Genomic DNA, 16,609 nt, shown 5'->3' with positions numbered 1-16,609 from the left:
TGCGTAGAGAGCGGCGACGCATGCAGGCGCGCCCCGAGCCCGCGCAGCCTAGAGCGGCTTGCCCGCCCGCATCTCCGCGACCAACGAGGCGACGACCGCACCGAGCTCGCCGCCGTTGCGTCGGGCGACGGCGCGCTGACGCTGGTAGCCCGCGCCGCGCCGCATGATCGTGCGCACGCTGTCGAGCTCCTCGAGGCACCCGAGGCGAGCGGCGACCGGCTCCAGCTCCGTCAGCAACTGCGTGATGGAGTCGGTGACGAGCTCCTCGTTCCCTGCTCGGTCGAGGATGAGGATGGCATCCATCCCGTACCGCGCGGAGCGCCACTTGTTCTCCTGGGCGAACCACGGAGGGATCGACGGGAGCTCCTTGCCCTCGTCGAGCATCGTGGACAGGTGCTCCACGAGGCAGTGGTTGAGCGCAGCCAGGGCGAGAACCTCGGTGATATTCGATGCGCCGTCGCAGATCCTGGTCTCCAGCGTGCCGAACCGCGGCGACGGCCGCAGGTCCCACCGCACCTCGTCGAACTGGTCGATCACACCGGTGTGGAGCATGTCAGCGACGTACGCCTCGAGCTGGTCCCACTCCTCGAACTGGAACCCGAGGCCTGCGGTCGGCAGCTGCTGGAACATGAGCGCCCGGTTGGACGCGTACCCCGTGTCTTTGCCGCCCCAGAACGGGCTTGACGCGGACAAGGACTGCAGCTGACCGAAGTACGTGAGCATCGCGCGAGAGATCGGCAGGACCTTGGCGCGATCCTCGATGCCGACGTGGACGTGGACGCCGTAGATGAGCATCTGCCGGCCCCACCACTGCGTCCGGTCGATGAGGGTGGCATAGCGCTGCTTGTCGGTGACCTTCTGCTGCGTCCACCGGGCGAACGGGTGCGTGCCCGAGGACATGAGCTCGACCCGCAGCGGGTCGGTGAGCGTGCGGATCTCCTCGATGCTGCGCTCGAGGTCGTCTCCCGCCTCGCGGACCGTGCGGCACACGCCCGAGACGACCTCGACGGTGTTGAGGAGGAGCTCCTGACGGATGTGCGGGTGCTGGGACCCGTCGGCGGGCGCGACGGCGTCGAGGATCGTCTGCGCGACCTGGCGCAGGTCGCCCGAGTCCTTGTCGACCAGCGCGAGCTCCCACTCGATGCCGACGGACGATCGTTCGGAGTGCGCGAAGGGCAGGTGCATCGTCACTCTCTCCCGGGACGGTCGAGGGGCTCGACCACGAGGATCTGCTGGGAGCCGGCGACCCGCGTCAGCACGATCGTCGCCTCTTGCGTGCCTTTGAGGCCGAGCTGGCCTCGCAGGTGCTCGGGTGTGACGGCGGTGCCACGCTTCTTGATGGTCAGCCGGCCGATGTCCCGCTCGCGGAGGTAGGTGCGCAGGCGCTTGAGACTGAAGGGCATGACGTCCAGGATGCGGTACCCGGTGGCCAGCGGCACGTCGTGCGTCTCGGCGTGTGGCGTGTCGGTCGTCACGTAGGCGATCGTGCGGTCGAGGAGCCGCCCGCCGAGGACGCGTGAGGCGTCGGCGACGAGGCCTGCCCGGATGACCGCGCCGTCCGGTTCGTAGAGATACCCACCGACCCCCGCGACACCGTCGACACACTCCGGAGGCAGGCCCTCCGTGGCGCCGGGCGCGCGGTCGCTGCGGAAGGTCCGCGCGTCGGAGCGCCCACCGGTGGTGCGCAGGAGGAGCGCGGTGCGCCCGTGGCCGTCCGGGGCCAACGGGCCGAACCACAGCCCGGCCTCGACGACGTCGCCGTCGACGGAGACCCACTGCGCCTCGCAGTCCTCGGGGAGGCCCTCGTGGGGGATCCCCGGGCCCACCTTGATGCCGACCGCGGGGACCACGGCGCGCAGCGCCCACACGTCGTCGAGCGCGGGCGCGTACGCCTTGGGGTCGAAGATCCGCTTGCCCGACCGGGTCCGGCGTGCGGGGTCTGCGTAGATCCCGGTTGTCGGGCCAGCGAGCCCCTCGGCGACGAGGTCGAGCCCGAGGCCGTCGCCGTACCGGACGACAGCCTCGGGGAACGCACGCAGGTTCACCGTCGCGATCGCCGCGGTGACCTCGTCGATCTCGGTCGCGAGGACCTTGAGGCCCATGCCGGCAAAAGCCATGGCGTCTGCACCGACGCCGCTCGTGAGGTCGACGACCTGCTCGATCCCCGCAGCGACGTACCGTTGAGCGTGCCGCGCAGCCACGACGAGCCGGGTCGCCTGCTCGAGCCCCGCCGGCGTGAAGAGCATCCCGTCCGCGAACTCGCCGAACTTGCTGTGCGCCTTGCCGCGCAACCGAGACTGCGTGAGGACGAGCGCCACCAGCTCAGGGTCGAGGCCCTTCGCGCGCAGCCGCTCGGAGAGCACCATCGCCAGCTTCTCGTCATACGGCGGCATCGCGTTGAGCAGCGCCCAACCGTCCGGGTCGAGCAGCTTCGCGAGCGCGGAGGAATCCATGCCGTGATCCTTTCACGGTTGCCTCGACCGCGACCCGCGACCCCCGGGGCCTGCCGACGGTGCGTCGGGCTAGGGGTGGAAGGCCGCGCGCAGCTTGACCTTGCGGGCTGTCCCCGTCTCGTCGACCTCGACGAACGAGCCTCTGGACCGCAGGAACTCGGTGAAGGTCCGGTAGCCGAGCGCCTTCTCGTTGAAGGTGGGGTCCATCCGGAGCATGTGGTTCTTCACCGCGCCCGTGCCCAGCCACTCCGCGTCGTCCTTGGCGTGCCCGAGGCGCAGCGCGCGGACGAGCAGCCCGCTCGGTCCACGCTTCGGGATCGGGACGCCGGAGTCCGTCGTCTCGCCCTGGGACGCGGCCGGTGCCTCGGTCGTGCCGGTCTGCTCCGGTGCGCGCGACGGGGCTGCGGGCTCAGGAGCATCGTTCGACGCGGCCTTGTCCTCGGTGGTCCGAGCCGCTCGGGTGCGGGTCTTGGGGGCACGCTCCACGACCGGTGCCGGCGGCTCCTCGACGAGCGAGTCCTCGGCTGTCCCCGGCAGCGCGTCGTAGTCCATGAACTCGTCGCAGGCAGCGGCGAGGGATGCGCTCGTCGCACCCGCGACGCCGATGCCGACGACGTAGCGTCCGAGCCGCTTGCTGCGCTGCGCGAGCGCGATGTAGTCGGAGTCGCCTGCCACGATGACGACGTGCGTGAGGTCCGGGACCCGGAAGAGGTCTTCGATCACGTCGATCGCGAGCCGGATGTCCGCGCCGTTCTTCATCGACGCGACGGTCGGGAACAGCTGGGTGAGGTCGACGGCGCGGTCGACGAGCTGAGAGCGGTAGCTCGCGTTGACGGGGACCGACCAGTCGGCATAGGCGCGGCTGATCGCGACGGTGCCGAGCGACGAGGCGAAGTCGAGGACAGCATCGATGTCGACCGTCGCCTCGAGGAGGCGGTGCCGCACGTCGGCAGCCGTGTCCGGAGGCTGCACGACGAGGTTCTTCGCCTTGTGCTTGTGGAAGGAACCGCGACCGTGGATCTGGTCGTAGCGGGAGATGATGATGTTGTCGAAGTCGATGTAGACGGCTACGCGTGCGTCGGACGGCTCACTCATCGGGATCCTGACTCGTCTCGTTCGTCGGCCCGCCGATCGGCGGGGATGCGTGCGGTGAGAAATGATGTGGCGGGGCGGCGCGCGACGGCGGACGCTGCGGCTGGCTGCCCCGCTTCATGTCACATCACACCACGTCGGGAGAGGCCGGACCGGCGCCGGTGGTCGACCAGTCGGCCCAGACGACGGAGGACGACCCTGTGGACACGGGAGCAGAAGCAACGCAGACGGGGCACGCAGCACGCACGGTGCTCGACGTCATGGACTGGCGTCGACGGACGGCCGCCTCGTATGCGCGGGTCCGGTCGATCGCGCTCGACGACCCGGTCGCCGCCCGCGCGGCCTGGGTGCGGGACCGCGACGACCTCTTCGCGACCCACCCGGCATCTCCGCTGGGGCCGGACGCTCAGACGTCCTTCACCGGGCTCGAGGTCGCGGCCTACGACCCGGCGTACCGCTTCGAGGTCGAGGTCCTCCCAGCGCCGGCAGGGCGCCTCGACGTCCCGACCGGCACCGACGGCGTGGTGCCGTTCGAGCGGATCGGGAGGGTGGAGCTCGAGGGCCTGGGCTCGCTCGGGCTCTGGGCGCTGCGCTCGTACGGTGGCGGCCTGTTCGTCCCCGTCAAGGACGCGAGCGCGGGACGGGCCGGCGGGACGTACGGGGGAGGGCGGTATCTCCTCGACACGATCAAGGGCGCCGACCTTGGACCGTCCGCGGACGGCAGGCTGGTCATCGACCTCAACTTCGCGTACAACCCGTCGTGCGCCTACGACCCGGCATGGGCCTGCCCGCTCGCGCCGCCGGACAACACGCTCGCCGAGGTGCTCCCGGTCGGGGAGCGCGTCCCGGGCGCGTCGCTCGTCGCGACCACCTGACCGGGACGGCTGGCGGTGTGGAGGGCGTGTGCGCCTGTCTGGCTCTCGTCCTTCACCCTCGTGCCTCCGTTATTCACACGGGCATTCTTACTAAGATGGACATCTCAACCGTTCATCCTCCCGTGATGATCCAGGTGCCCAAGCCTGGCCTTACGGTTCGAGACTGCTTGGAGCCCCATGAAGCGCATCGCCCTGACGTCCGCACTCGCCCTGACCGTCGTTCTCGCGTCCTGCGCGTCGCCCGAGACCGACGCTCCGGCCGCTGCGCCCACGCAGGATGCGACGCCCGCGGCCGCTCGTGCGGACAGCCTGACGGGCAGCCTGAACGCGGAGCTCGGGATCATCGCCGGCCCGGACGAGACGGACGAGCACGGCACCTACAGCGGTGCCGTCCTCTCGCCGGACAGCCCGCTTCTCGCCGTCGACCTCACCAAGGCGAGCGGGAGCTCGCTCACGGCAGAGGACCTTCGCGGAGCAGTCGACTTCACGACGACCTTCATCATCGAGAATGGTTTCGACGGCCCGATGCTCTACGACTCCAGCGACACCGCACGGGAGGCCTGGACGGAGACCGTCCTTCCGAGCTACACCGAGAACGCCCGCGCTCCCATCACCGACGAGACGCGATCAGGCACTGACTCGAGTGCGAACACGAGCTCGGACGGATGGATGGACGAGGAGCCAGGCTTCGCTCCCGCTCCGTACGACGGTGTTCGTCTCTCGGTGCGTCAGCTCGACCTCGAGACCGTCATGGACGGCGGCAGCGACGGTGACGTGGTCGTCGAGTACCGGTACGAGATCGTGCAGTCGTTGATCTCGGAGGGGGAGGAGATCCTTCGGGTGGTCTGGGGTGACCAGTCGTACACGGTCGTCCAGGAGGACGGGTGGAAGATCGACAACTGGTCCGCAGACCGGACCAGCCAGCTCATGGACCCCGACGTGTACGACGCCTATGCCACCGACGGGACCGTCCCCGAGGGGTCGGACCTCGAGGCCAGGACAGCGTCCCTCGACGCCTTCTCCCGAGTGGCTCTGACCGGGTTCGACCTGTCGCAGCGCAGCAACATGATCGCTGACTGATGCAGAGGAGGCGACGCTCGCGGGAGGTTCCTGGGTCGAGGTCTAGCACTCGCCTTGACCGAGTGCTAATGGCGGCATAGATTTGGCAGTGGTTCCGCACCACACCTGATCGACCCCCGCGACGGCGATCGAGCGAGGCGCGGCCCCACCCGAACTGTCCTGATCACTCTGCGAAAGGGGAGGTCCGCGTGTCGGTCTCCATCAAGCCGCTCGAGGATCGGATCGTCGTCAAGGCTCTCGAAGTCGAGCTCACGACGCCCTCCGGTCTTGTTATCCCTGACACCGCCAAGGAGAAGCCCCAGGAGGGCGAGGTCCTGGCTGTCGGCCCCGGTCGCATCGACGACAACGGCAACCGCGTCCCGCTCGACGTCTCTGTCGGCGACAAGGTCATCTACAGCAAGTACGGCGGCACCGAGGTGAAGTACGACGGTGAGGAGTTCCTCATCCTCTCGGCTCGCGACGTGCTCGCGGTCATCGCCTGATCGTCTCGATCAGCTGCACGACGAGAGAGGCCCCGCAACCATGTGGTTGCGGGGCCTCTCTCGTCGTGCAGCTGCGACCCGGTGGGCGCGCTTCCCAGTGAGGGGAGGTTCAGCCGACCTTCCGAAGTGCTGTTCGTGCGGTGCCTGCGAGAGCGGCGGACCGCTCGTCCTCGCTCAACCCGCCCCATACGCCGTAGGGCTCGCGGACTGCCAGCGACTGCTCGCGGCACTCCATCATCACGGGGCACCCGTTGCAGATGGCCTTCGCGGCCTCGGCGCGGCGGCGACGCGCCGCTCCGCGCTCGCCCTCGGGGTGGAAGAAGAGCGTGTCGTCGACCTCGCGGCATGCGCCCTGGTACTGCCATTCCCAGAGGTCCATGACGGGTCCGGGGAGCCTCGAGAGTTCAGTCATCGTTCCATCCTTCGATCGATCGGGTGCTTCACCGGGTGCTGATTCACTGTGACGCGTTCTGTGCTGCGCCCAACCTACAACCGTTTCAAGGGTTGTTCAACCCGGTGGATCGATACAGTTTCAAAGCGCTTCACCGACTCTCGGTCGTCAAAGCGTCAACGTTCAGGCCGATCCGCACGCTATGTCCTAAAGTGTCGGGTTGTTCAGCAATTGACATTCCGGCCGTATGTGAACAACCTTCGAACAACCGGGCAGTGGTCGAAGTCCTGGACTCAGGTGGCACTCGCCTCTCAGTCTCGGCACAATCAACCCATGACGAATGTGCGACCGCTCGATGACCCGCACACCGGCGCGGAGTCAGGGGCGACCTCTCCGGGGCTCGCGGTCGCCGTCGTGGCGCGCCGGCTCGGAGTCGCTCCTGCCACCCTGCGAACCTGGGACCGGCGCTACGGGCTCGGCCCGTCCGAGCACTCTGCCGGCGCTCACCGCAGGTATTCCGACGACGACGTAGCGCGTCTCATGGTCATGCGGCGCCTCGCCCTCGACGGAGTCGCTCCCGTGGACGCCGCCCGCTCCGCTCTCGCTCTCGACCTCAGCTCGACCACCAGAGAGCGTGTCGAGGCCGAGCTGCGCGAGTCGCTCGCCCTCGCCGACTCCGAGGCGCAACCGGGTCACGACACCCCGGCCGGGATCGAAGTCGAGCCGCAGAAGCCTGACCCCAGAGGGGCTGTGCCAGGGATCGCCGGGGTCGCGCCGCTGCGCCCGGTGCGCACAGACACCCCGGAGCGTCCTGCGCTCCGCCTCGCCGCCCCCGTCGCGACACCGGAGATCACGTCCTCGGACATCGTGGACGCCGTGCTGCGAGGAAACCTCTCCACGTGCGTCCGGCTCTTGACGCTCGAGGCAGACCAAGACCCCGCCGAGTGGTGGACCACGCTCGTCGAGCCGACCGTGCGCAGGCTCTCGGCACGCACCGTCCTCGCCAAGCCTGGCGAGGCTCCCGAGGTCCTTCTCGCCAGCGCCACGCTCACGGTCCTCGGTGACTTCATCCGGGAACGCGAGGCACGCGCCGACGTCGAGTCCGGCGGGAGCGCCTCGCACCCCAGCCGGATGCGCAAGATCGTCCTGCTGTTCTCGGCGGTGGACGACCCGCAGCCGCTCGCGATGCACGCGCTCGGCGCGGCGCTCGTCGCGCAAGGGGTCACTGCGCGTGTCGTCACCGGTCCGTCGAACGCGCACCGAGCGATGGAGCTGGTGACCATGGTCCGCCCGGTCGCCACCGTCCTCGTGACGTCGCTCACACGCCCCGAGCTCGGCATCGTCCACGCGCTGCACGACGCACAGCCCGACCTCCCGATCTTTGTCGGACTCAGCAGCGACGATGCCGCGGCAGACCTGCCGCTCGCAGCGAACGTCAGCCGGGTGCGGAGCTTCCACGGCCTCTTGCACGAGGTCCTCGCGATCTCGAGGTAGCTCAGCCGCTGCCCGACGAGCGGTCAGCGCGATGCGTAGACTCCCCACATGAGAGAGTCGAGCAGCACGCAGTCCCACGACCCCTTCGGATTTACCGGCCTCACCTACGACGATGTCTTGCTCTTGCCCAACGAGACGGACGTCATCCCGAGCGAGGTCGACACGACAGCTCGTCTCACCCGTGAGATCAGCGTCGCTGTGCCGCTCCTCTCGGCCGCGATGGACACGGTGACCGAAGCGCGCATGGCGATCGCCATGGCCCGCCACGGTGGCATCGGGATCCTCCACCGCAACCTCTCCATCGAGGCGCAGGCCCAGCAGGTGGACCTCGTCAAGCGCTCCGAGTCGGGCATGATCACCGACCCCGTGACCGTCGGGCCGGACGCGACGCTCGCCGAGCTCGATGCGCTCTGCGGCCAGTACCGCGTCTCTGGTCTGCCCGTCGTCGACGAGCAGGGCATCCTCCTCGGCATCATCACCAACCGCGACCTCCGGTTCGTGCCGCCCTCGGCCTTCGCGGTGCGACGGGTGCGCGACGAGATGACGCCGATGCCCCTCGTCACCGGGCCGGTCGGCATCTCCCGTGAGGACGCCGCCGCGCTCCTCGGCAAGAACAAGATCGAGAAGCTTCCCCTGGTCGACGACGCTGGACGCCTGTGCGGGCTCATCACCGTCAAGGACTTCGTCAAGTCCGAGCAGTACCCCGACGCCACGAAGGACGGCGAGGGCCGTCTCATCGTCGGTGCAGCCATCGGCTTCTTCGGCGATGCGCTCGAGCGTGCGCGCGCTCTGGCTGAGGTCGGCGTCGATGTTCTCGTGGCCGACACCGCCAACGGTCACGCGAGGCTCATGCTCGACATGATCCGCACGCTCAAAGCCGACCCGTTCTTCAACGGGGTCCAGATCATCGGCGGCAACATCGCGACCCGCGCCGGTGCGCAGGCTCTCGTCGATGCAGGCGCGGACGCCGTGAAGGTCGGGGTCGGGCCCGGATCGATCTGCACCACGCGGGTGGTCGCCGGTGTCGGCGTCCCGCAGGTCACCGCCATCTACGAGGCGTCGCTGGCCTGCAAGCCGGCGGGGGTCCCGGTCATCGGCGACGGCGGGCTGCAGTACTCCGGCGACATCGCCAAGGCGCTCGTCGCCGGCGCGGACACCGTCATGCTCGGCTCCCTCCTCGCAGGGTGCGACGAGAGCCCCGGCGACCTCGTCTTCGTCAACGGCAAGCAGTTCAAGCTCTATCGCGGCATGGGATCGATCGGAGCCATGGCGTCGCGCGGCAAGAAGGCGTCCTACTCCAAGGACCGGTACTTCCAGGCGGACGTGTCGAGCGACGACAAGATCGTGCCTGAGGGCATCGAGGGACAGGTTCCGTACCGCGGTCCGCTCGGTGCCGTCGCGCACCAGCTCATCGGTGGGCTGCACCAGTCGATGTTCTACGTCGGTGCGCACACGATCCCGCAGCTGCAGGAGCGCGGGAAGTTCGTCCGCATCACGCCGGCCGGGCTCAAAGAGTCGCACCCGCACGACATCCAGATGACCGTCGAGGCTCCGAACTACACCGGTCGCTGAGCACGCAGGAGAGACTGCGAGGGGGCACCGGGTGCGGACTCCGCCACTGCCCGTGCGCGACGGGCTCAACCCGGTGCGCCTGCAGCTGCCGCAGCGTGGCGTGACCTCCGGGCCTGGCCACGTGCCGGGCACGGACGAGCACACGGTGTGGCTCACGGTGCTGGACTATCTCGTCGCGCGGTTCCCGGCGGACGAGTCCCGGCTCCGGGAGAAGGTCGCAGGACGCGAGGTCGTCGACGACCGGGGGCAGCCCGTCGACGAGACCACACCGTTCGTCCCCGGAGGCGCGGTCAGCCTGTACAGGGACCCGCCGGTCGAGAGCCGCGTCCCGTTCGAGATCGACGTGCTCCACGAAGACGACGACCTCCTCGTCGTCGACAAGCCGCACTTCCTCGCCACCATGCCGCGAGGCGCCTATGTGGTCGAGTCCGTCGTCGTGCGGCTCCGCCGGGCGACCGGACTGTCTGAGATCAGTCCGGCGCACCGGCTGGATCGGGTGACCGCGGGGGTTCTCGTGCTCACGAAGCGCCGGGAGGTCCGCGGCCGGTACCAGGAGCTCTTCGCGCGACGACGCGTCGTCAAGACCTACGAGGCCGTCTCTGCGGGGCAGCCTGACGTCGGTCTCCCGCACGTGGTGCGCAACCGGGTCGTCAAGGAGCGAGGCGTGCTGCAGGCCGAGATCGTCTCGGGGGAGCCGAACACCGAGACGCGGATCGAGATGCTCGACCAGTGCACCGATCCCGTGCAGGGGGTCCTCCGACGCTTTCGGCTGTACCCGCGCACGGGAAAGATCCACCAGCTGAGGTTGCACATGGCCTCGATCGGCAGCCCGATCCTCAACGACAACTTCTACCCGAGCTTCTACGACGTCGCCCCCGACGACTACGCGGCGCCGGTACAGCTCTTGGCACGGTCGCTCGCGTTCGACGACCCGGTCACGGGCCGTCGACGAGAGTTCGTCAGTCGACGCGAGCTGGCTGCGTGGGTGCCTCCCGAGCAGTCTGCTGGTGACCGCTGAGCCAGCTCAGGCCCGCACCCGGCCCGGTCATCCCCTGCTTCTCCCGCCACGCGTTGAAGTTCTCGGCCCACGTGCGGTGCGCAGCGGCCTGGTAGGCGTGCAGGGCCAGGAGGTCGAGCTCGGCGAGCTCGGGGTGCCGCAGCGTCATGGCGGCGAGGACGTCGAGCGTCGCGACGACGTCGACGTCGGCCGTGTGGAGGTTGCCCGAGTCGGCGACCGCGTACACACCACAGAGGTCGACGAGCTTGCGCTTCCCGCGGCGATAGCGGTCGACAGCGCGGTCGAGGACCAACGGGTCGATCACCGGGGCGACCTCGCGGCCGATGCGGTCGGCGAGCAGCGGCAGTCCGTGGCGTGCGAGCTCAGCATCGAGGATGCACAGGTCGAACGTCGCGTTGAAGGCGACGACCGGGACACCGTCCAGGAGCGCGAGCGCAAGCTCGGCAGCGATGGCTTCGAGCGCCTGTGCAGGCTGCTCGCCGGACGCGCGGGCGTGCTCGGTGGTGATGCCGTGGATCGCGGCGGCCTCGTCGGGGATCGGCACGCCCGGGTCGATCAGCCAGGTGCGCGCCACCGTCGTGCCAGCCTCTCGGCGCACCAGCGCCGCAGAGACGATGCGGTCCTGGGTCACGTCGACACCTGTCGTCTCCGTGTCGAATCCGAGCAGGGGACCTGTGGTCCATGTCATCGCGTGCGCTCCTGACCTGTGTCTGTGCTGTCTGCCGCGGCCGTCGGGCGGCCACGGTACGAGCATCGCAGCGACCACCGACACTCGGCGCACGAGCGTCTGCGGCGGTGCTCGTCCCGGCACCGTGGAACGGGCAGCGTGCAGGGACGGTAACCTGGACCAGTGAGCAACGAGATCGAGATCGGCCGGGGCAAGCGCGGACGGCGTGCCTATTCCTTCGACGACATCGCGGTGGTGCCTTCGCGGCGAACCCGCGACCCGGAGGACGTCTCCGTCGACTGGCAGATCGACGCGTACCACTTCGACCTCCCGATCGTCGCGGCCCCCATGGACTCGGTCATGAGCCCCGCGACCGCGGTGGCTCTCGGCCAGCACGGCGGGCTCGGCGTGCTCGACCTCGAAGGTCTGTGGACTCGCTACGACGACCCGACGAGCCTGCTCGCCGAGATCGCCCACCTCTCTCCTGAGGTCGCGACACGGCGGATGCAGGAGATCTACTCGGCTCCCATCCAGCCCGAGCTCATCACGCAGAGGCTCAAGGAGATCCGCGACGCAGGCGTCACGGTCGCTGGTGCGCTGTCTCCTCAGCGGACCCAGGAGTTCTCGCAGACCGTCATCGACGCCGGTGTCGACCTGTTCTTCATCCGCGGCACCACGGTCTCGGCCGAGCACGTGTCCGCCAACGCAGAACCCCTCAACCTCAAGCGGTTCATCTACGAGCTCGACGTCCCGGTGGTGGTCGGCGGTGCCTCCACCTACACCGCGTCGCTCCACCTCATGCGCACGGGCGCGGCCGGGGTGCTCGTCGGGTTCGGCGGAGGCGCCGCTCACACGACGCGGATCTCGCTGGGCATCCACGCGCCCATGGCGACCGCTGTCGCCGACGTCGCAGCGGCTCGTCGCGACTACCTCGACGAGTCGGGCGGACGCTACGTCCACGTCATCGCGGACGGCGGGGTGGGCCGAGCTGGAGACCTGGTCAAGGCGGTCGCCTGCGGCGCAGACGCCGTGATGGTCGGCGCCGCTCTCGCTCGCGCGCAGGAGGCTCCGGGCAACGGGTGGCACTGGGGGTCTGAGGCCCACCACCGCGAGCTCCCGCGTGGCGAGCGGGTCCACGTCGGCACCGCCGGAAGCCTCCAGGAGATCCTCTTCGGCCCTGGACGCCAGGCGGACGGGACGCTCAACCTCGTCGGAGCGCTCAAGCGTGCCATGGCGACGACCGGCTACTCCGACCTCAAGGAGTTCCAGCGCGTCGAGGTCGTCGTCTCGCCCTACCAGCCTCGATGACGTCGGAGCCGCGTGGCGGCTTCGAGGTCGACGAGATCAGCGACTGCGACGTCGAGACCGTCGTCTCCCTGTGGCGCTCGAGCGGTCTCGTCCGACCGTGGAACGACCCGTACCAGGACATCCACAACGCTCGGTCCACCCCCACCGCGACGATCCTCGTCGTGCGCCCGGGAGCACGGGGGGACACCGACGCGCTGCGGACCCCGGTCGGCTCCGTGATGGCCGGTTTTGACGGCCACCGCGGCTGGCTCTACTACCTCGCGGTCGACGAGCCCGCCCGTGGCGCGGGTCTGGGACGGATGCTCGTCGTCGCGGCGGAGGCCTGGCTCGCGGCGCAGGGGGCGGAGAAGGCGCAGCTCATGGTCCGTGAGGCGAACGCCGCGGTCCAGGGCTTCTACACCGCGCTGGGGTACAGCGACGCAGAGTGCGTCGTCCTGGGTCGCCGGCTGGCGTAGCGAGGTTCGACCTGTCGCGAGCGTCCCCGGGGTGCAGGGCGTCGTCGCCAGCGCGTACTCTGCCCGTATGTCGAGCAGCTCAGGATCCGACGGCCCGGCCGTCGACGGCCTCATCGACCCGGAGAACGACCCCCGGGCCACCTTCCTCCTCGAACCCGAGGTCGTCGCGCCGCTCCTTGCGCACGTCGTGACCTCGCACGACGCAGGCACGCACCGCAGCCTCGCGCCGTTCACCGGGGCGCCGCTCGCCGACCTCCCGCTCTCCTCTGTGCTCGACGTCGCCCGCGCGGTCGACCGTGCTCGTGATGCTCAGACGCGGTGGGCGGCACGCCCCGTGCGCGAGCGTGCGGCGGTCCTTCTGCGCTTCCACGACATCGTCCTGGACCGGCAGTCCGCGGTGCTCGATCTCATCCAGCTCGAGTCGGGCAAGACACGTGCCAACGCGTTCGAGGAGATCGCGGACATCGCCCAGGTGACCCGGCACTACGGTGTCCGGGCACCCGCGTACCTCCGGGCGCACGGTGTGCGCGGGATGCTTCCGCTGCTCACCCAGGCCGTGGTCCATCGCAGGCCTGTGGGTGTCGTGGGTGTCATCGCGCCGTGGAACTATCCTCTGACGCTTGCCATGGCGGACGTCCTGCCAGCGCTCGTGGCCGGCAACGCCGTAGTGCTGAAGCCGGATCCGCAGACTTCGCTCACGGCGCTCTGGGCCGCTGCGGCGCTCTCTGAGGCAGGGTTGCCCGACGACGTGCTCCAGGTGGTCGTCGGTGGCGGTGAGATCGGTGCGGCGCTCGTCGACGAGGTCGACCATGTGGCGTTCACCGGGTCGACCGCTGTGGGACGGCGCATCGCGGCACGTGCCGGCGAACGCCTTGTCGGAGCGACGCTCGAGCTGGGTGGCAAGAACCCCCTGTACGTGGCCGAGGACGCTGACGTCCCGGTCGCGGCGGCAGGCGCGGTGCGCGCATGCTTCGGCAACACCGGCCAGCTCTGCATGTCCGTGGAGCGCCTCGTCCTGCACGAGGCGGTCGCTGACGCGTTTCTCGACGCGTTCCTCGAGCGCGTCAGGTCGCTGCGGCTGTCCGGGGCCATGGACTTCTCCGCGGACGTCGGGTGCCTGACGACGCCTGCGCAGCTCGCCCGCGTCCAGACGCACGTCGACGACGCGATCGCTCGGGGCGCACGCATCCTCGCGGGCGGGGTCCATCGCTCCGACATCGGCTCGCTCTTCTATGCGCCCACCGTGCTCGACCAGGTGCCCCCGCACGCCCTGTGCGTGCAGGAAGAGACGTTCGGACCGGTGGTCACGGTGGAGCGCGTCGCGAACGACGCCGAGGCGGTCGCCGTCATGAACGAGACGGAGTTCGGGCTCAACGCGAGCGTCTGGACGCGCGATCTCGGCAGAGGTCGACGGATCGCGGCCGCGGTGCGGGCCGGGACCGTGAACGTCAACGACGGGTATGCCGCCGCGTGGGGCTCGGTCGCGGCCCCGATGGGCGGCATGAAGGCTTCCGGGCTCGGTCGACGCCACGGCAGCGACGGGATCCTCGCCTTCACGGAGGCGCAGACGGTGGCGGTCCAGCGCGGGACGAGCTCCGGCCTGACGCTGGACGCGCTCTTCGCGCTCGACGACGGCCGGGGTCAACGGCTCCTCACGTCGTCGCTCCGGTTGCTCAAGAGCGTCCGGGCTCGCTGAGAGAGGGCCCGCGGTCGCTGCCCGTTCGTGCCCGTACCGGGAACGAGGTCCCCGGTAGCTGTGGCATTTGGTGTGCTTGTCCGGACGATTGATCGCCGTTCGAAGATGGATCCTCGCAACCCCACTTGCATTCGGACACAAACGGGCGTAGACAAGTCCATACAGACATTCGAGTTGATGGCGACTCGGAGCAACGATGGGGTTGAGCATGTACGCACCCGAAAGACACCAGGAGATACTCACGGTCGCGCGATCCGCCGGGCGGGCCGACGTCAGTGAGCTCGCGCTCGTGCTCGCGGTCACCCCCGAGACGATCCGACGCGACCTGTCCGTCCTCGAGCGCCAGGGCCTCCTGCGCCGGGTGCACGGCGGCGCGATCCCTGTCGAACGGCTCGGGATCGAGCCCGGCATCGCTGACAAAGAAGGGATGCTGGCTCCCGAGAAGCTGCGCATCGCAGCCCTGGCCCTCCACGAGGTCCCCGACGGCGGCACCATCGTCCTCGACGCCGGGACCACGACCGTCCGTCTCGCCGAGATGCTTCCCAACGACCGCGAGCTGCAGGTCGTCACCAGCTCGCTCCCGATCGCCACGGTCCTCGCCGGTCGCGTGAACATCGTCCTCCACCTCATCGGTGGCACCGTGCGCGGCCGCACGCTCGCGGCGGTCGGACCGTGGGCCGAGCGCGCGCTGTCCGACATCCAGGCCGACGTGGTGTTCCTCGGCACGAACGGCATCACCCCCGAGCGGGGCGTGACCACCCCCGACCTCGGGGAGGCCGCCGTCAAACGGGCGCTGGTCCGAGCAGCCAGGCGCGTCGTCGTGCTGGCGGACCACACGAAGGTCGGACGGTCCGACTTCGCCAAGGTCGCGGGACTCGACGAGGTCGACCTGCTCATCACCGACTCGGGCCTCGACACCGAGCTCCACGCCGAGCTCGAGCACGCAGGACTGGCGGTGCTCACAGCATGATCATCACTGTCACCCCCAACCCGAGCCTCGATCGCACGTTCGAGGCCGACTCGATCGTCCTCGGACACATCAACCGGGCGCACTCGACGCACGTCGACGCGGGCGGCAAGGGCATCAACGTCACCCGTGCGCTCGCCGCGAACGGCGTCCCGAGCATCGCTGTCTTCCCCGCCGGAGGCGCGGACGGAGCGCGCCTCGTCGACGAGCTGCGTGCACTGTCCATCCAGGTGCGTCCGGTGACGATCGACGGAGAGACGCGCGGCAACATCACGCTCGTCGACGCCGCTGGCATCACGACGAAGATCAACGCTGCTGGCGCTGCGCTCACGGCTGAGGCGCTCGAGCAGCTGCTCTCGGCGCTCGACGACGAGCTGAGCGCCGCCCGCGCAGCCGGTCACGAGGCCCTCGTCGTCGGTGCGGGAAGCCTTCCGCAGGGGGCAGAGGACAGCTTCTACACCGAGGTCGCGCTGCGCAGCGCACACTACGGCGCCCGCACCGTGCTCGACACCTCCGGGACGCCCTTGACCGCAGCTGTCGCCGCAGGAGGCCTTGCGCTGGTCAAGCCGAACGACGACGAGCTCGCTGAGCTCGTCGGACGAGAGCTCGTGACCGTCGGGGACGTCCTCGACGCCGCGCGCGAGGTCATGGCGAACGGGATCGACGAGGTGCTCGTCTCGCTCGGTGCGCACGGCGCGCTCCTCGTGGCCGCAGAAGACTCGTGGTGGGCCGGCGGTCCGGAGCTCGTGCCGCTCTCGACCGTCGGTGCCGGAGACACGACTCTCGCGGGCTACCTCAGCGCATCCTTCGCAGCGCACAGCGAGCCGTCCCGTGCGCTGCGCACCGCCGTCGCCTGGGGACGAGCCGCAGTGCTCCTCCCTGGCAGCGCGGCCCCTCTCCCGAGCGACATCGACCTCGGTCCCGTGGCCAGCACGACCAACCCGTCTCGCCACCTCACCCTGAAGGAGCTGTGACATGAGCACATCGCCGATCTGTCTCTCTGCTGACGGGGCCGGGCAGGTTCCAGAGATGCACCGTGTGCGCGTGATTATCTGATCT

At 69.5% G+C, this 16,609-nt stretch carries 16 protein-coding genes; 11 read left to right on the top strand and 5 right to left on the bottom strand.

Annotation, left to right across the window (positions count from 1 at the left end; all coding sequences use genetic code 11):
* Nucleotides 1-48 precede the first annotated feature (48 nt).
* The 3 genes from ATL42_RS09200 to ATL42_RS09190 form a co-directional block, all read right to left on the bottom strand.
* Complete coding sequence (locus tag ATL42_RS09200) at nt 49-1,185, bottom strand: glutamate--cysteine ligase (RefSeq protein ID WP_098456471.1); 1,137 nt, start codon at nt 1,183-1,185, stop codon at nt 49-51.
* 2 nt (nt 1,186-1,187) lie between these two features.
* Nucleotides 1,188-2,453: a THUMP-like domain-containing protein gene (locus ATL42_RS09195; RefSeq protein WP_098455082.1), complete on the bottom strand. Its 1,266-nt coding sequence runs from the start codon at nt 2,451-2,453 to the stop codon at nt 1,188-1,190.
* A gap of 69 nt (nt 2,454-2,522) precedes the next feature.
* Nucleotides 2,523-3,548, bottom strand: a complete 1,026-nt coding sequence (locus ATL42_RS09190) for an NYN domain-containing protein (RefSeq protein WP_098455081.1) — start codon at nt 3,546-3,548, stop codon at nt 2,523-2,525.
* A gap of 257 nt (nt 3,549-3,805) precedes the next feature.
* Here ATL42_RS09190 and ATL42_RS09185 point away from each other — a divergent pair, with 257 nt between their 5' ends.
* The 3 genes from ATL42_RS09185 (at nt 3,806) to groES (ending at nt 5,982) form a co-directional block, all read left to right on the top strand.
* The gene (locus ATL42_RS09185; protein WP_098456470.1) at nt 3,806-4,420 is read left to right on the top strand and encodes a DUF1684 domain-containing protein; all 615 of its coding nucleotides are present in this window, start codon (nt 3,806-3,808) and stop codon (nt 4,418-4,420) included.
* 177 nt (nt 4,421-4,597) lie between these two features.
* Nucleotides 4,598-5,500: a substrate-binding domain-containing protein gene (locus tag ATL42_RS09180; RefSeq protein ID WP_098455080.1), complete on the top strand. Its 903-nt coding sequence runs from the start codon at nt 4,598-4,600 to the stop codon at nt 5,498-5,500.
* 188 nt (nt 5,501-5,688) lie between these two features.
* Nucleotides 5,689-5,982 carry a co-chaperone GroES gene (gene groES, locus ATL42_RS09175; protein ID WP_098455079.1) on the top strand — a complete coding sequence of 98 codons (294 nt, stop codon included), beginning with the start codon at nt 5,689-5,691 and terminating at the stop codon, nt 5,980-5,982.
* A gap of 109 nt (nt 5,983-6,091) precedes the next feature.
* Here the strand turns inward: groES and ATL42_RS09170 are convergent, their stop codons facing one another.
* The gene (locus ATL42_RS09170; RefSeq protein ID WP_098455078.1) at nt 6,092-6,394 is read right to left on the bottom strand and encodes a WhiB family transcriptional regulator; all 303 of its coding nucleotides are present in this window, start codon (nt 6,392-6,394) and stop codon (nt 6,092-6,094) included.
* A gap of 312 nt (nt 6,395-6,706) precedes the next feature.
* Between ATL42_RS09170 and ATL42_RS09165 the strand changes: the two genes are divergently transcribed.
* Genes ATL42_RS09165 through ATL42_RS09155 form a run of 3 tightly spaced genes read left to right on the top strand, consistent with a single transcriptional unit; the run spans nt 6,707 to nt 10,457 of the window.
* Nucleotides 6,707-7,867: a MerR family transcriptional regulator gene (locus tag ATL42_RS09165; RefSeq protein WP_098455077.1), complete on the top strand. Its 1,161-nt coding sequence runs from the start codon at nt 6,707-6,709 to the stop codon at nt 7,865-7,867.
* A 48-nt stretch (nt 7,868-7,915) separates the two neighbouring features.
* Entirely contained in the window at nt 7,916-9,439 is a 1,524-nt protein-coding gene (guaB, locus tag ATL42_RS09160; RefSeq protein WP_098455076.1) for an IMP dehydrogenase, read from the top strand.
* Between the two features lie 31 nt (nt 9,440-9,470).
* Nucleotides 9,471-10,457, top strand: coding sequence for a pseudouridine synthase (locus ATL42_RS09155; protein WP_098455075.1), 987 nt, complete (start codon nt 9,471-9,473; stop codon nt 10,455-10,457).
* On the opposite strand, the gene ATL42_RS09150 is transcribed toward ATL42_RS09155, so the two are convergent.
* Nucleotides 10,399-11,145, bottom strand: coding sequence for an exonuclease domain-containing protein (locus tag ATL42_RS09150; protein ID WP_098455074.1), 747 nt, complete (start codon nt 11,143-11,145; stop codon nt 10,399-10,401). The two genes, ATL42_RS09155 and ATL42_RS09150, sit on opposite strands and share 59 nt — an antisense overlap.
* Before the next feature lie 162 nt (nt 11,146-11,307).
* On the opposite strand from ATL42_RS09150, the gene ATL42_RS09145 reads away from it, so the two are divergent.
* The 5 genes from ATL42_RS09145 to ATL42_RS09125 all read left to right on the top strand — a co-directional run bounded on the left by ATL42_RS09145 (nt 11,308) and on the right by ATL42_RS09125 (nt 16,524).
* Nucleotides 11,308-12,432 carry a GuaB3 family IMP dehydrogenase-related protein gene (locus tag ATL42_RS09145; RefSeq protein WP_098455073.1) on the top strand — a complete coding sequence of 375 codons (1,125 nt, stop codon included), beginning with the start codon at nt 11,308-11,310 and terminating at the stop codon, nt 12,430-12,432.
* The gene (locus tag ATL42_RS09140; protein ID WP_098455072.1) at nt 12,429-12,887 is read left to right on the top strand and encodes a GNAT family acetyltransferase; all 459 of its coding nucleotides are present in this window, start codon (nt 12,429-12,431) and stop codon (nt 12,885-12,887) included. Before ATL42_RS09145 ends, ATL42_RS09140 begins: the two co-directional genes overlap by 4 nt.
* A gap of 67 nt (nt 12,888-12,954) precedes the next feature.
* The gene (locus tag ATL42_RS09135; RefSeq protein WP_098456469.1) at nt 12,955-14,583 is read left to right on the top strand and encodes a succinic semialdehyde dehydrogenase; all 1,629 of its coding nucleotides are present in this window, start codon (nt 12,955-12,957) and stop codon (nt 14,581-14,583) included.
* A gap of 208 nt (nt 14,584-14,791) precedes the next feature.
* Nucleotides 14,792-15,553 carry a DeoR/GlpR family DNA-binding transcription regulator gene (locus tag ATL42_RS09130; protein WP_098455071.1) on the top strand — a complete coding sequence of 254 codons (762 nt, stop codon included), beginning with the start codon at nt 14,792-14,794 and terminating at the stop codon, nt 15,551-15,553.
* Nucleotides 15,550-16,524: a 1-phosphofructokinase family hexose kinase gene (locus tag ATL42_RS09125; protein ID WP_098455070.1), complete on the top strand. Its 975-nt coding sequence runs from the start codon at nt 15,550-15,552 to the stop codon at nt 16,522-16,524. Before ATL42_RS09130 ends, ATL42_RS09125 begins: the two co-directional genes overlap by 4 nt.
* Nucleotides 16,525-16,609 lie beyond the last annotated feature (85 nt).

Origin of the sequence: Sanguibacter antarcticus (genome assembly GCF_002564005.1) — a bacterium.
Classification (GTDB): domain Bacteria; phylum Actinomycetota; class Actinomycetes; order Actinomycetales; family Cellulomonadaceae; genus Sanguibacter; species Sanguibacter antarcticus.
Note: the sequence above shows the minus strand (reverse complement) of the source record. Positions and strands in the feature narration are given on the sequence as shown.

Bases quoted from the DNA above. Each gene is read 5' to 3' on its own strand.
- ATL42_RS09200 (WP_098456471.1), bottom strand. From the start codon at position 1,185: ATGCACCTGCCCTTCGCGCACTCCGAACGATCGTCCGTCGGCATCGAG.
- ATL42_RS09195 (WP_098455082.1), bottom strand. From the start codon at position 2,453: ATGGATTCCTCCGCGCTCGCGAAGCTGCTCGACCCGGACGGTTGGGCG.
- ATL42_RS09190 (WP_098455081.1), bottom strand. From the start codon at position 3,548: ATGAGTGAGCCGTCCGACGCACGCGTAGCCGTCTACATCGACTTCGAC.
- ATL42_RS09185 (WP_098456470.1), top strand. From the start codon at position 3,806: ATGGACTGGCGTCGACGGACGGCCGCCTCGTATGCGCGGGTCCGGTCG.
- ATL42_RS09180 (WP_098455080.1), top strand. From the start codon at position 4,598: ATGAAGCGCATCGCCCTGACGTCCGCACTCGCCCTGACCGTCGTTCTC.
- ATL42_RS09170 (WP_098455078.1), bottom strand. From the start codon at position 6,394: ATGACTGAACTCTCGAGGCTCCCCGGACCCGTCATGGACCTCTGGGAA.
- ATL42_RS09165 (WP_098455077.1), top strand. From the start codon at position 6,707: ATGACGAATGTGCGACCGCTCGATGACCCGCACACCGGCGCGGAGTCA.
- guaB (WP_098455076.1), top strand. From the start codon at position 7,916: ATGAGAGAGTCGAGCAGCACGCAGTCCCACGACCCCTTCGGATTTACC.
- ATL42_RS09150 (WP_098455074.1), bottom strand. From the start codon at position 11,145: ATGACATGGACCACAGGTCCCCTGCTCGGATTCGACACGGAGACGACA.
- ATL42_RS09140 (WP_098455072.1), top strand. From the start codon at position 12,429: ATGACGTCGGAGCCGCGTGGCGGCTTCGAGGTCGACGAGATCAGCGAC.
- ATL42_RS09135 (WP_098456469.1), top strand. From the start codon at position 12,955: ATGTCGAGCAGCTCAGGATCCGACGGCCCGGCCGTCGACGGCCTCATC.
- ATL42_RS09130 (WP_098455071.1), top strand. From the start codon at position 14,792: ATGTACGCACCCGAAAGACACCAGGAGATACTCACGGTCGCGCGATCC.
- ATL42_RS09125 (WP_098455070.1), top strand. From the start codon at position 15,550: ATGATCATCACTGTCACCCCCAACCCGAGCCTCGATCGCACGTTCGAG.